Origin of the sequence: Candidatus Palauibacter soopunensis (genome assembly GCF_947581735.1) — a bacterium.
Classification (GTDB): domain Bacteria; phylum Gemmatimonadota; class Gemmatimonadetes; order Palauibacterales; family Palauibacteraceae; genus Palauibacter; species Palauibacter soopunensis.
Genome location: NZ_CANPVT010000027.1, coordinates 44,486 through 57,210, shown reverse-complemented (window position 1 = coordinate 57,210; position 12,725 = coordinate 44,486). Strand labels below are relative to the sequence as shown.

The following is a 12,725-nucleotide window of genomic DNA, read 5'->3' as shown; positions in this document are numbered from 1 at the left end:
CGCTGCGTCGGAGAGCGGGACTCAGAGACCTCCGCCGCCGCGCCGCCGCGCCGTCCGTCCCGTCGAGCTCCCCCCGCTCGACCGGCCTCCCGAGGTGCCGATCGACGCCGTCCCCCGCGAAGACCCGGTCGGACGCGTTCCGATTCTGGAAGTTCCGCTGCTGTAGCCGCGTCCGCTGATCACCCGACCGCCGCTGTTCGCGGGCTGTGTGCGGATGATCGTCGGTCCGTAACCATAGCCGTAGCCGTACCCGAAGGGCGAGTAGCCGCCAAAACCGAAGGGCGAGTAGCCGTAACCGTAACGGTAGCCGAAGCGGCCGTAGTAGGGATAACCCCAGCCGTAACCCCCGTAGAACGGGTCGTAGTAACCGGCCGTGCCAAGCCAGGGCCGTTCGCCGCCGTCGCCGCCTGTGGACACCGCGAAACGCTCCGGATAGCTCCGCGCGATCATCATGTCGATGACGCCTTCCGACACGCCGGCATCGGAGAGTTGGACAAGCCGGTCGGCGTCGACCTCCAGAGGCGTCTCGTGTTCGACGATCCAGGCCTCCACCGCGTCGGGATCCACATGAGCCTGCGCCTCGATGATGTCGTCGACCGAATACCGTCCGGACGCGGCGAGCCGCAGCGAGCGCACGGCCATGCTCCGGTCGGCCGCAATGTCGCCCAGGCCGACGGCCTCGGCCTGGCTCTGCGTGGCCAGCCGGTATCGCGTCACCCACGTCAGCTTCTCGCCGCCGACCGTGACGACCCGCGCGTCGATCCAGGCGTTGGATGAGATCATCGCGAACATCCCGCTCGACGATCGGTCGACGCCGCCCTCGCAGACCTGGTCCATGTCCATGAACACCCGGCCCGGGCGCGAGGCGAAGACCGCGCGGCGCGATCCGCTGCAGCCCTCCAGGGTCGCGTCGTGGGGCTGTCCGTCCGCCCGCACGACTTCCCGGCCCGCGATCTCGCCGTCTTCGACCGCGATCATCTCGACGCCGGCCTCGTCCGCGCTCGGCCGGAAGCAGAGCAGCGATTCGGGCGCGTCCGCGCTCGTCGAGGTGCGAACGGGCTGCCAGCAACCCATCCAGGCGAGCCAGCGTTCGTCCATCTCCTGCGCCGCCGCGGTCGACAGCGGTCCGGCCGCGAGCATCATGCCGGCCGCCACGAAAAGGGCGGAGCCGATTCCAGCAGTTCGCTGTTTCATCATGTGACCAACCTCGAGTTTACAGCCGTACCGAGAAGCCGAACGCGGCACGGAGTCCGTTCAGGTCGATGTCGTCGAACCCGATGAACGGCCCGCCCATATCCGCGCTGGCCCAAGAATAACGCGCTTCGGCGGTCAGAATCCACCGCAGCCCGAGCGAGTAGTCGAATCCGGCCGTCACGTAGGCGAGCGACGATCCGGCTCTGGACGAGAAGTAGTCGTAGAAGATGTCCAGCGTTTCGTAGTCGACGAACTCGCCCTCCTGCTCGAATTCGTACCACATGAAGCCGACGCCGCCTCCGACGAAGGGGGCGAACTTGCCCGGAATCCAGGCCAGATCGCTGATCCTCCGTCCCCGCTCCGTGAGGTAGGCTTTCAGTCCGACGGTGAACGGGACGCGGCGGAAAGCCGTCGTCTGCAGGATCGGCAGGTCGTCCGTGCCGATGAACTCGCGGGACTCGGAGTCGATCTCGCTGTTCTCGTACCCGAGGCCCAGCGCAAGATCGATGCGGTCGGAGAGCCGGATGCCGAGGTCGGCGCCGAGCGCCACCGCGTTGAAGTCCTCCTTCTCGACCGTCAGTTCCCTGCGCGTCAAATCGAAGATCTCGCTGTCCGCGCGGGGTATCGCGTACCCGATTCGGGCGCCGAGCGTGACGGAAGGACGGCCGAAAAGGAAGTCCTGCGCCGCGAGGGCCTCGGCCGCCCAGGCTCCCCCGATGACGGCGAGGACGGCCGCCATCGAGGACTGTCTGAATCGGTACTTCACGTTGCCTCCTTCAAGGCGCCTGAGCGGAACTCGTTCGCTTGCGCCCACCGGGTTGTCCGTCTACCACTCCTAACACGAAGCAATCCCCGGACGGGTCACATCCCGCTAGCGGCTTCTCACGACGACCGGCGTCTGCTGCTGGACTTCGCCGCCGTCCGAGTCCTGAGCCGTGACCGTGATCGTCGTGCTCCCCACCGTCACGCCGACCACCGTGAGGGTGCTGCCGGACACCGCCCCCACCGCGACAAGCGTGTTCGCGGTCGTGACGCTGAACGTCAGGTCGTCGCCCTCCGGATCACTGAAGTACTGCGACAGGTTCAGCTGGCGTACCTGCCCCGTGGTCAGGCTCAGCGCCGGGAGCGACTGTGCCGCGACCGGCGGCTGGTTCGGCACCGTGATCAGGAAGTTCTGCACGGCTTCGCCGCCGGCCTGATCGCGAGCGAAGAGCAACCCGGCGGCCCGCCCGGTCCCGACTCCGACCACGGTCATCATGCTGCCCGAGACGGAGACGCCGGCCACGAGCGCGTCCGAGGTCCCCGCGCCGTACGCGAGCGGGTCGCCGTCCGGATCCTGGAAGAAGCCCGACACGTCCACGATCACGTGGTTGCCGGCCGCCACGGTCACCGGCGGCACGACGCCCACTGCGACCGGCGCTTCGTTCGCCGGCGTGGGCTCCATCGTGTCCTCGCTTTCGATGCACGCCCCGGCGACGAGTATGGACAACGCCACGGCGACGCAGGCGCCCGCGCGTCCGGAATTCAGATGTTCACGCAGCATGTTCTTTTCTTCCTTGCTCTCTTGAGAAGGGTTCAGCCCGTCCGGCCCGAGTGGCCGTCAGGGCAGGGCCAGCGCCGCAAGTCCGTCGGTCAACTGAATGATCACATACTGCCTGCCCTCGTGGACCCAGCTCGACATCCCGTAGCGCGTGTTGCCCGGCAACTCCACCTGGCCCACGCGCTCGCCGGTCCGCTTGTCGATCGCGAACAGGTGCGGCGTCCCATCGCTCGTCTGTCCAGACGCAAGAAGGAGCGTCGGAGTTGCAACCATGGCGGAGTGGCCGCGCCGGCCCTGGTTCGGATTCACGTCCACTCCCTCCAGCATCGGGTGGTCGCGGATCACCGCCTGCTGCCGCTCGGGCGCGTCGCCGTGCGGGATCATCCACAGGTGTTCGCCCGTGTTGACGTCGATCGCCGTGATCCGCCCCACAGGCCCCTTCCAGATCCTCAGCCCTTCGACCGTCGCCTGGTCCGCCGTGTTCTCCGTCACGAGGCCGGTCGCGCGGGAGAATTCGGAGTGGGTGACGCCCGTCTGCTCCGGTCCGTCGAGGTCGGACTCGATCCCCGGCGCCACCATGACCGGCGAGCACCCGCTTGTGGATGTGACGAAGACGATCCCGTTCACGGGGTCCGCGGCGGGCGGCCCGGTGATGTTCGCGCCCCCGCCCCCGCCGGGGCAGATGAGCGCCGCCCCCTCGCCATCGGGGTTCCCGACGTGGGTGGGCGGGTTGAAGAGCGGCACGAAGAGGTCGTTCTCCCGCGCGTACTCGAGCGCCATCGCGGCCAGTTCGGGCGTGTAGTCGATCAGGTCCTGCTCCGTGCGGCCCTGCAGATCGTAGGGCAGGGGCCACGTCGGGTGCGGCTGCGTCTCGGCGAGCTTCTCTCCCGGCACCTTCGATTGCGGGACCGGTCGCTCCTCGATGGGCCAGATCGGCTCGCCCGTCTCGCGGTCGAGCGCGTACAGCCACGACTGCTTCGTCGCCTGGAAGACGCCCTTGATCGGCCGGCCGTCTACGACCACGTCCATGAGAAGGGGCGCGGTCGGCGTGTCGTAGTTCCAGATGTCGTGGTGCACGAACTGGAAATGCCAGCGCCGCTCTCCCGTCTCCACGTCGAGCGCAACGATGCTCGTGCCGAACAGGTTGTCGCCGGGGTGGAAACCGCCGTAGTAGTCGATCGTGGCGCCGTTCGTGACGAGATAGACGAGTCCGAGTTCCGGGTCCGCCGAGAGCGGCGCCCACGGGGACACGTCACCCGTCCACTGCCAGGCGTCGTTCTCCCACGTCTCGTGCCCGAACTCGCCCGGCCGCGGGATGATGTGGAACTTCCACTTGAACTCGCCGGTGCGCGCGTCATAGGCGAGAATATCGCCCGGGACCATCTCCTTCCGGGTCTGGTTGTAGCCCTGCTCCGCGGAGTTGCCGACGACGACCACGCCGTTCACGACGATGGGAGGGGAAGACGACGTGATGTAGCCGATCTCGAGCGGCATTCCCTGATCCGGGTCGTATTCCTGGTTCAGGTTCTCCCACGGCCCCCAGCCCTCGATGAGGTCGGCCACCAGGTCCACCGTCCCGGAGGACGGGAATCCCGGCAGCGGCACCGCCTCGCCCCAGTTCTCCAGCGGCTGTCCCGTGTCGGCGTCGAGGGCGTAGAGGAAGAACCCGGGACTGAGGATGTAGACGACGCCGCGTCCGTCGACCTCGGCGTAGGCGACGCCCTTGCCGTACGCCTTTCGCATCGAGTACTCGTGCCGCCAGGTCATGGGTTCGGAGAAGCTCCACAGGAGTCTTCCCGTGGAGGGGTCGAGGGCGATGACGTTCCGGTTCTCGCCCGTCACCGTGATCATCTTCCCATCGACGTAGGACGGCGTGGCCCGCGCCGTGCTCGGCCCGAAGCTCGAAGCGTCCCAGCGCCACGCGACCTCGAGGCTCTCGAAGTTGGAGGCGTCGATCTGCGTCGCCGGCGTATAGCGCGTGTGCCAGGCGTCGCCCCCGAGGTAGGTCCACGCGGCTCCCTCCACGCCGGGGCCCTGCGCCGCAACGGGGGTGCCCGCGATGGCTCCGAAGAGAAGGGGGAGAAGAAGGGCGCTGCTCGGCCGCCAGCTCCAGTGGTTCTTCATCATCCGTCCGCTCTCGCTGTTCTTTCTTCCGCCGTTCGCCGTTCCGTGTACGGCAAGGATAACACCCCATCGTGGACGCGCGTTTCCCGGGACGCAACGTCTCCTTGCACGCAGGCGACGTTTCTTCGCAATGTATCGGTGTATTAAATAAGGAGTCGCCGGCAGCGGCAGCGGAGCAGTTCCATCTGGAGGAGGATGCCTCATGCGTGGATCGCATAGTCACTCGAGCCATGCCTGGTCGCGTGCAGCGGCCATCGCCGTCTTCATCGTGCCCGTTGCCCTGGGGCTCACGTCCGGGGGCCTCGCGGGACAGGGACCGGCGGCGAACGGCGTGAACGGCGCCGCGGCGGAGGTCGACGTCACGTTCTCGAAGGACGTCGCCCCCATCCTCCAGGCGAACTGCCAGATCTGCCATCGAGAGGGATCCGTGGGGCCGATGTCCCTCCTCACCTACCGCGACACGCGCCGGTGGGCGTCTCGCATGAAAGACCTGGTCGCGAAGCGGCTCATGCCGCCGTTTCACCTCGACACGGGCGTCGGCATCCAGAACATCAAGGATGACTGGCGGTTGAGCGAAGAGGACATCGAGACGATCGTCGCCTGGGCCGACGCCGGCGCTCCCGAAGGGGACCCGGCTGACATGCCGCCGCCGATCGATTGGCCGACCGAGCAAAAGTGGCAGCTTGAGGATCTCATCGGCCCGCCCGATCACGTGATCAAGTCGAAGCCGTTCGACGTCCCGGCCGAGGGCGGCGACACGTGGTGGCGGCCGCGGGTGCCGACGGGCCTCGACGAGGACCGCTGGGTGATGGCGTTCGAGACGCGTCCCTCCTTCCCCGCCGGGCGTCAGGTCGTGCACCACGCGATCCCGCGTCTGCTCAGGCTCAACGAGGAAGGGGAGTACCAGCGCATCCAGAGCCTGTCGGAGTACGCGATGGGCAAGGTCGGCGAGATCGTGCCCACGGACGCGGGACGGATGCTGAAGGCGAACGACATGATCGAGTGGGACGCGCACTACTATCCCATGGGGTACGAGGTGCCCGGCGATCAGGTCGAACTCGGAATCTGGTTCCACGAAGAGGGCTACGAACCCGAGTTCCAGCAGGATCTGCGCCTCTATCCTCTGAGGGGAGATATCGCGCTGGCGCCGGGAGGGACCGCGATGACGCAGGGATTCCACCGCTGGGACCACCCGGTGAGGCTCGACAGCTTCCAGCCGCACGGGCATGTGCATCTGCACGCAATGTCGATTCAGGCGCTCTACCCCGATGGCAGGCTCGAGCTCATCAGCATGGTCACGGACTTCGACGCCCGCTGGCATCACAGCTACATCTACGAGGATGACGTGGCGCCGCTGCTGCCGCCCGGGACGGTCCTCGTCATGACCGGGTGGTACGACAACACGGCGGAGAACGAACTGACCCCCGATCCGGAGATCTGGTACGCGCGCGGCTCTCGCACCGGGGACGAGATGTCGCATGCGTGGCTCGCCGTGACGCACCTCACGGAGGAAGGCTACCAGCGGCTCGTCGAGGAGCGGGAGGCGAAGCTCACGACCGACGAGGACGGCGTCGACAGCAACGACAACCGCAACTGAACCGGGGCATGCACAGCGTACGTATCGCGGCCGTCCTGGTCGCCGCACAACTGGCGCCGGCCGCCCCCATGGGGTTGTCGGCGCCCGTTCACGCCCAGCAGGTGCAGCGCCTTCCGCTCGCGCCCATCCCGGCGAAGGGCGAGCCGGTGGCGCCCTTCTTCGAGGGCTGGTACCGGAACGACGACGGCTCCTTCACGTTCTCGTTCGGCTACTTCAACCTGAACCGGGAGGAAGTCCTCGACGTCCCACTGGGCGCGGAGAACCACATCGAGCCGCACCAGTTCGACGGGATGCAGCCGACGCACTTCCCGGTGCGCCCGCGCCGGGACCGCGGCGTGTTCTCGGTCACCGTGCCCGCGACCTACGAGGATGTGGAGCAGCGGATCGTGTGGACGATCACGACGAACGGCGTGACCTACTCCGTGCCGGCGCGCACTTTCTCGCCCGCGCTGCAACTCGACTACGGGCCGCGGGCCATGGGGTCCGTGCCGCCCCTCGTCCGCTTCGACCCCGAGGGAGAGGCGGGCCAGCACGTCCAGGGCGTGTGGGGCGAGCCGCGCAGCGCGAATGTGGGCGAGCCCCTGACGCTGCAGCTGTGGACCGAGGAGATCTCCGTCCGCGACCCCGAGGACATGGTGAACCAGGTGGTCGACGTGGAGGTGACCTGGTTCAAGCACCAGGGGCCCGCCGCGCCGGTGGCGTTCGAGCCGTGGCAGATCACGGTCGAGGGCGGGACCGGCGAGACGACGACCGCGGCGACGTTCGGCGCGCCGGGCGAATACGTCCTGCGCGCGCGCGTCGACAACTGGGACGCGAACGACAGCACCGGGGGCGACCAGTGCTGCTGGAGCAACGCCTACGTCCGGGTGACCGTCACCCCCTGACCGCCTGACAGGAGGCGCAAATGGCGGACTCGACACCCCGCGCCCGCGCCATCGCCGTGCCCGTCGGCCGCGCTCTCCTGACGCTTCGGCTGGCCGCCCTCGCCGTCTGCGTGGCGGCGTGTGAGGCTTGGCCGCCCCCGCCCGAGACCGCCCGGATTCCCGTCGTCGACACCCTGCACGGCGTCGAGTTCACGGACGACTACCGGTGGCTCGAGGACCAGGAAAGCCCCGAGACCCGTGCCTGGATCGGCGAGCAGAACGCGTACGCGGAGTCCATCGTCGGCGACACGCCGTTGCGCGCGGGTCTCGAGGGCAGGCTTCGCGAGCTGATGGACGCGCCCGGGGCGATCTTCCCGCGCCGGGCGGGGGACTACGAGTACTTCTCGTTCCGGAAGCGGGGCCGGGAGGTGGGAGCGATCTACCGCCGCCCGGCGCCGGACGAGCCCGAAGACGCTCCAGTCGATCCCGACGGCGAGTTCGAGGTCGTCATCGACCCGCTCGACCTCCGCGACGACGCCACGACCAGCGTGAGCATCATCGACTTCTCGCCGGACGGCCGCCTCATGATCTACGCCATCCGGGACGGGGGCCGGGACGAGCGGGAGTACCGCGTCCGAGACCTGGAGAGCGGCGAGGATCTGCCCGACCGCCTGCCGACCTACCTGTACGGGAACGTCTCCTTCGATCCGGAAGGGGAGGGCTTCTACTACAGCCGCCGGTCGCGGGAGACCGGTGCGCGGATCCGCTACCACCGGCTCGGGACCGACCTGGAAGAGGACGAGGAGCTGTTCGGGGAGGGGCACGGCCCCGAGAGGTTCGTGGGCTTCTCGCAGGGGGGCGACGGCCGGTGGCACGTCTACACCGTGCAGCACGGCTGGGCGCGGACGGATGTCTACCTGCACGACGTGCGCGCCGGGACGGCGCCCGTGCCGCTCATCGTCGGCGCCCCCGCCCGCTTCAGCACCCGCTTCGTCGACGACGAACTCTACCTGCTCACGAACCTGGACGCGCCGAGGAACCGGATCCTCGCCGTCGACCTGGAGAATCCCGACCCGGATCCGGCGCAGTGGCGGGAAGTGCTGCCCGAGGGAGAGGATCTCCTCACCGGATACCGGTTCATCGGCGACGACCTGTACGCCGATTACCTGCGCGACGTGAGCAGCCGGATCGTGCGCTACGGGCCGGACGCCGCCGTGAAGGGCGAGATCCCGATTCCCGCGCACCACGTGGCGACGCTGCGCTCGCACGGAGATGACGGAAACGAAGCCCTCCTCACGCTGACATCGCTCCTCACTCCCCCGGCCATCCTCAAGCTCGACCTCGAGACGATGGAGACGGAGGCGTGGCGGCCGTCATCCGTCCCCTTCGACGGTTCGGAGTACGAGCTGAAGCAAGTCTGGTACACGTCGGAGGACGGGACGCGGGCCCCGATGTACGTCGCCCACCGCCGGGGACTGGCTCTCGACGGGCAAAGCCCCGCCCTCCTGTACGGGTACGGCGGCTTCAACGTGAACCTGCTGCCCCGCTTCGACGCCCGCGCCGCCGCGTGGCTGGAGCAGGGCGGCGTGTACGCGATGGCGACCCTGAGGGGCGGAGGCGAGTTCGGCGAGGAGTGGCACCGGGCCGGCATGCTCGAGAACAAGCCGAACGTGTTCGCCGACTTCATCGCCGCGGCCGAGTGGCTGGTCGAGAACGGATACACGAACCCGGACCGGCTCGCGATCCGCGGCGGGAGCAACGGCGGGCTGCTCGTCGCCGCCTCCCTCACGAAGCGGCCGGACCTCTTCCGCGCCGTTTACTGCGGCCTGCCCGACCTCGACATGGTCCGCTTCTACCAGTTCACCGACACGAACAACATGCCGGCGCTCCTCGAGTACGGGAACGCGGCCGTGGCCGAGGAGTTCGACGTCCTCCGCACCTTCTCCCCCTACCAGAACGTGCGCGATGGCGTGGACTACCCCGCCGTCATGCTCACCCAGGGCGACCTCGACACGCGCGTGCCCCCGCTGCAGGCCCGCAAGATGGCCGCGCGCCTCCAGGCCGCCTCGAGTTCCGGCCTGCCGGTGATCCTCGACTACGACGAGCGCACGGGCCACGCCGGCGGCCGCTCCTTCACCCGCAACGTGCGCAACGCCGCGATGGAACTCGCCTTCCTCCTCCAGCAACTCGGCGCGTCCGAATAGCGGCGCCGGGTCCGCGAGCGTGCGCGGCGCGGGTCGGCCCGAGGGTGTCCGTACGAACGGGTCGTCGACCGGTTACGCGGCCGGGATGCGGCGGAAGAGGCGGAACACGAGCACGAACGCCGTGGCGTACATCACGGCGCCGAGCAGGAAGGGCGCGCCCGGCAACTCCACTGGGGCAGCGGGTGACGTGAAGTAGCTGAACAGGAGGCTGGTGAAGATCAGGGGGCTCATGATGCTCGTCAGGCTCATGAGCGACTGGAGGCCGCCCTGGACCTTCCCCTGGTCCTGCGGCTCCACGGCTCCCGCTACGAGGCTCTGGAGGGCCGGGCCCGCGACGCCCCCGATGGAGCCGAAGATGATGAAGGCGATGAGCATCCACCCCTGCGTGGCGAGGCCGTAGCCCAGGTACGTGATCACGGCCAGCGCGAGCCCGCCGAGGATGGCGCGGCGCTCCCCGGTGCGTTTGATGATGGGTTGAACGAGTCCTCCCTGGACGATGGCCGCCATGAGTCCCACCAGCGCCAGCGACAGGCCGTTCGCGAGTTCGTCCCAGCCGAACTTGTGACCGGTGTAGAGCACCCAGACGGTCTCGAGGCCGCGCTGCGCGAGGATCATGAACACGAAGGACACCGCGAGCCCGGCCACCAGCGGATACGAGCGCAGCACGAAGAGGCTCCCGATCGGGTTGGCCTTCAGCCAGCTGAAGGCGTCGCGCTTCTCCGGCGGCAGCGATTCGGGGAGGACGAAGACGCCGTACAGCGCGTTCACGAGGGCGAGTCCCGCCGCCGCGAAGAAGGGGAGCCGGAGGTCGATGCCGCCCAGCACGCCCCCGATGGCGGGGCCGAAGATGAACCCGAGGCCGAACGCGACGCCGATGAGTCCGAAGTTCCGGGCCCGCTTCTCGGGCTCGGACACGTCGGCGACGTATGCGTTCGCCGTGGTGATGCTCGCGCCCATCACGCCCGCGATGAGGCGCCCCGCGAAGAGCCAGCCGATGGAGGGCGCGAGCCCCATGATGATGTAGTCGATCCCGAGACCGAACAGCGAGATCAGGATCACGGGCCGGCGCCCGACCCGGTCCGAGAGCGACCCCAGGATGGGTGCGAAGAAGAACTGGGTGACGGCGTACGTCGCCGCGAGCACCCCGAACCAGCGTCCCGCCCGCGCGGTGCTTCCGCCCGTGAACTCCTTGATGAGTTCGGGGAGGATGGGGACGATGATCCCGATCCCCAGCACGTCGATGAAGACGGTGATGAAGATGAAGACCATCGCCGCCTCGCGGCCCCGCCCGGGAGCTTTCACCCGTCCTCCACGCGATCGTTAGCCGGAACGCCGCCAACGCGCTGGCGGGTCGCACCAAAACTACTAGCTCGCGTGCCGCCGGCGGAGGGCGTCGCGCCTCTGGTGGTAATTCGCGTACACCTCCTCTCCGGCGCGTTCGCCGCGGCCGGCCCGGGGGTTGGAGAACCCCGTCAGGTGCACGATGGTGTCGTCCACGACGAGCGCGCCCCCGATGGCGCGTTCGGCGACGATCCCCACATCGCGCCCGAGCCCGACCGCGGAGTGGTCATCGAAGGCTCCCGCTCGCAGGCGATCGAGGAAGTCCCGCGCCGCGGAGGCCGGCGCCGCCGTGTCCTCCTCCGAGCGCCTCTCCAGCGCGTCGACGCCGTAGCTGCGCACGAGCCTGGGGAGGAACGCGGCGAGGGTGGCGTGACGGTCGAAGAGGTCCAGTCCATAGCTGCCGCCCGCCACCGCGAAGACGGCGCCGATCTGATCCCGGGCGGCCTCCACCTCCCGTACGTAGTCGTCCAACGCCGTCGCGTGACGCTCGAAAATCTCGCTCATGGCGCCGGTCTCCGATGGGGCCTCCAGCGCCACGGCCTTGTCGTCGATCGAACTCCACACCCGGCTCTGGTCGGAGCGTCGCATCCCCTCGCTGCGCATCGACTCCTGCACGCTCGCGTATCGCTCGGCGCGGCCGCTCGCGAACTGCAGCCGGTCCGTCACCTGGAACCCGGGGCTGTCGTAGGACCAGCGGCCCTGCTCCACGCAGGAGACCGGGATGATCGTCGTCTTCCCGGCGGGGAGCAGCAGCGTGAGGTTGGCGACGCGGTTCTGCTTGGCGCCTACGAGTTCCTCGCCGTCCACGATGAGGAGGGGACGGTCGGCCCGGTTCTCCACCTCCAGATCGGGGACGCTGCCCCCCATCGACACCTCGCGCACGGTGACCCGGTTCTCGCGCAGCCCATCTCCCAGCAGCAGGTAATCGAGATCCGAGGTCTCCGGGGACAGCAGGGGGAACACCGTGAGTCCGCCGCGGAAGGTCGGCTCGCCGATCTCCAGGTTGGCGATGGCCGTCGTGATCTGGTTCATCTCTCCCCTCCTTGATATTGTCAGTGTTGATACGCTGTTGACAGTAAGGAGGAGGTTCGGGTAAGTCAACGGTTGTCATCTGTAAACGACAGTATACGTCACTCGAACCGGAACGGCGGAAAACGGCATGCGCAGTTACACGGCCCGGGAACTGGAAGAGGAGACGGGGTTCAGCCGCCGCACGATCGCCTACTACGTGCAGGTCGGACTGCTTCCGCGGGTCGGCCGGAGGGGGCCGAAGACCCGTTATCCGAAGCTCGTGCGGGACCGCCTCCTCTTCATTCGGCGGGTTCGCGAGGCGGAGGGGGCGGGGAGGGTGCCCGCGACTGCGCTCCGCGAGATCGGCGCCGTGTTCGAGGGATCGTCGCCGGAACTGATCACGGGCGTGGCGGATGGACGGATCGCGGTGACCGCCGATCTCCTCTCCGCCCGGTCCGCCCGAACGGAGTCTCCGTTACGAACGCAGGACGTGGCGGAACGGCACGAGGCGCCCGTCGCCTTCGCCGCCCCTCGGGCGCGGCATGCCGCGCCCGAGGACAGGCTGATGGTACGGGAGCAGGAACCGGACTGGCCTCGTGAAGCGGCGGCGCCTCCCGCCGACGATCCGGAGTTGGCGGCGTTGCTGGTCGCGCTCCGGGAGCTGGCGGGCTGCCGCGACGATCCCCCGGGCGGGGTGGAGAGATGGGCGCGGATCGAGATTGCGCCCGGCGTCGCCCTCTCGGTCCGCGGCGTCGCGGACGAAGACGCCGCCGTGCTCGAGGCAATCGGGCGCAGGCTTCGCAAACGGCTGGCGGACCGGTTCGGCGACTGACGCGGGGATTTCGACGGGC

Annotated in this window: 10 protein-coding genes; 4 read left to right on the top strand and 6 right to left on the bottom strand. The window is 68.6% G+C overall.

Translation table 11 applies throughout. From position 1 onward, the window contains the following. Positions 1-21 precede the first annotated feature (21 nt). The 4 genes from RN901_RS08485 to RN901_RS08470 form a co-directional block, all read right to left on the bottom strand. Positions 22-1,197, bottom strand: a complete 1,176-nt coding sequence (locus tag RN901_RS08485) for a hypothetical protein (RefSeq protein ID WP_310757843.1) — start codon at positions 1,195-1,197, stop codon at positions 22-24. A 16-nt stretch (positions 1,198-1,213) separates the two neighbouring features. Continuing rightward, positions 1,214-1,960, bottom strand: coding sequence for an outer membrane beta-barrel protein (locus RN901_RS08480; protein WP_310757842.1), 747 nt, complete (start codon positions 1,958-1,960; stop codon positions 1,214-1,216). A 105-nt stretch (positions 1,961-2,065) separates the two neighbouring features. Further along, positions 2,066-2,737, bottom strand: coding sequence for a hypothetical protein (locus RN901_RS08475; RefSeq protein ID WP_310757841.1), 672 nt, complete (start codon positions 2,735-2,737; stop codon positions 2,066-2,068). A gap of 57 nt (positions 2,738-2,794) precedes the next feature. Continuing rightward, entirely contained in the window at positions 2,795-4,861 is a 2,067-nt protein-coding gene (locus RN901_RS08470) for a PQQ-binding-like beta-propeller repeat protein (protein WP_310757840.1), read from the bottom strand. Positions 4,862-5,060: 199 nt separating this feature from the next. On the opposite strand from RN901_RS08470, the gene RN901_RS08465 reads away from it, so the two are divergent. The 3 genes from RN901_RS08465 to RN901_RS08455 are packed head-to-tail and all read left to right on the top strand — an operon-like array spanning position 5,061 to position 9,522. Further along, positions 5,061-6,455: a cytochrome c gene (locus RN901_RS08465; protein WP_310757839.1), complete on the top strand. Its 1,395-nt coding sequence runs from the start codon at positions 5,061-5,063 to the stop codon at positions 6,453-6,455. Between the two features lie 8 nt (positions 6,456-6,463). Further along, positions 6,464-7,339: a hypothetical protein gene (locus RN901_RS08460; protein WP_310757838.1), complete on the top strand. Its 876-nt coding sequence runs from the start codon at positions 6,464-6,466 to the stop codon at positions 7,337-7,339. 20 nt (positions 7,340-7,359) lie between these two features. Beyond that, complete coding sequence (locus RN901_RS08455) at positions 7,360-9,522, top strand: prolyl oligopeptidase family serine peptidase (protein ID WP_310757837.1); 2,163 nt, start codon at positions 7,360-7,362, stop codon at positions 9,520-9,522. A 72-nt stretch (positions 9,523-9,594) separates the two neighbouring features. Here the strand turns inward: RN901_RS08455 and RN901_RS08450 are convergent, their stop codons facing one another. Both RN901_RS08450 and RN901_RS08445 read right to left on the bottom strand, forming a co-directional pair. Beyond that, positions 9,595-10,824: a TCR/Tet family MFS transporter gene (locus tag RN901_RS08450; RefSeq protein ID WP_310757836.1), complete on the bottom strand. Its 1,230-nt coding sequence runs from the start codon at positions 10,822-10,824 to the stop codon at positions 9,595-9,597. Positions 10,825-10,887: 63 nt separating this feature from the next. After that, positions 10,888-11,895 (bottom strand): DUF6569 family protein, encoded by a 1,008-nt coding sequence (locus RN901_RS08445; protein ID WP_310757835.1) that lies wholly within the window; start codon positions 11,893-11,895, stop codon positions 10,888-10,890. Positions 11,896-12,022: 127 nt separating this feature from the next. Between RN901_RS08445 and RN901_RS08440 the strand changes: the two genes are divergently transcribed. Further along, positions 12,023-12,706, top strand: a complete 684-nt coding sequence (locus RN901_RS08440) for a MerR family transcriptional regulator (RefSeq protein ID WP_310757834.1) — start codon at positions 12,023-12,025, stop codon at positions 12,704-12,706. Positions 12,707-12,725: the final 19 nt, after the last annotated feature.

Coding starts and splice junctions, on each gene's coding strand:
- RN901_RS08485 (WP_310757843.1), bottom strand. CDS start 1,197: ATGATGAAACAGCGAACTGCTGGAATCGGCTCCGCCCTTTTCGTGGCG.
- RN901_RS08475 (WP_310757841.1), bottom strand. CDS start 2,737: ATGCTGCGTGAACATCTGAATTCCGGACGCGCGGGCGCCTGCGTCGCC.
- RN901_RS08470 (WP_310757840.1), bottom strand. CDS start 4,861: ATGATGAAGAACCACTGGAGCTGGCGGCCGAGCAGCGCCCTTCTTCTC.
- RN901_RS08465 (WP_310757839.1), top strand. CDS start 5,061: ATGCGTGGATCGCATAGTCACTCGAGCCATGCCTGGTCGCGTGCAGCG.
- RN901_RS08460 (WP_310757838.1), top strand. CDS start 6,464: ATGCACAGCGTACGTATCGCGGCCGTCCTGGTCGCCGCACAACTGGCG.
- RN901_RS08455 (WP_310757837.1), top strand. CDS start 7,360: ATGGCGGACTCGACACCCCGCGCCCGCGCCATCGCCGTGCCCGTCGGC.
- RN901_RS08445 (WP_310757835.1), bottom strand. CDS start 11,895: ATGAACCAGATCACGACGGCCATCGCCAACCTGGAGATCGGCGAGCCG.
- RN901_RS08440 (WP_310757834.1), top strand. CDS start 12,023: ATGCGCAGTTACACGGCCCGGGAACTGGAAGAGGAGACGGGGTTCAGC.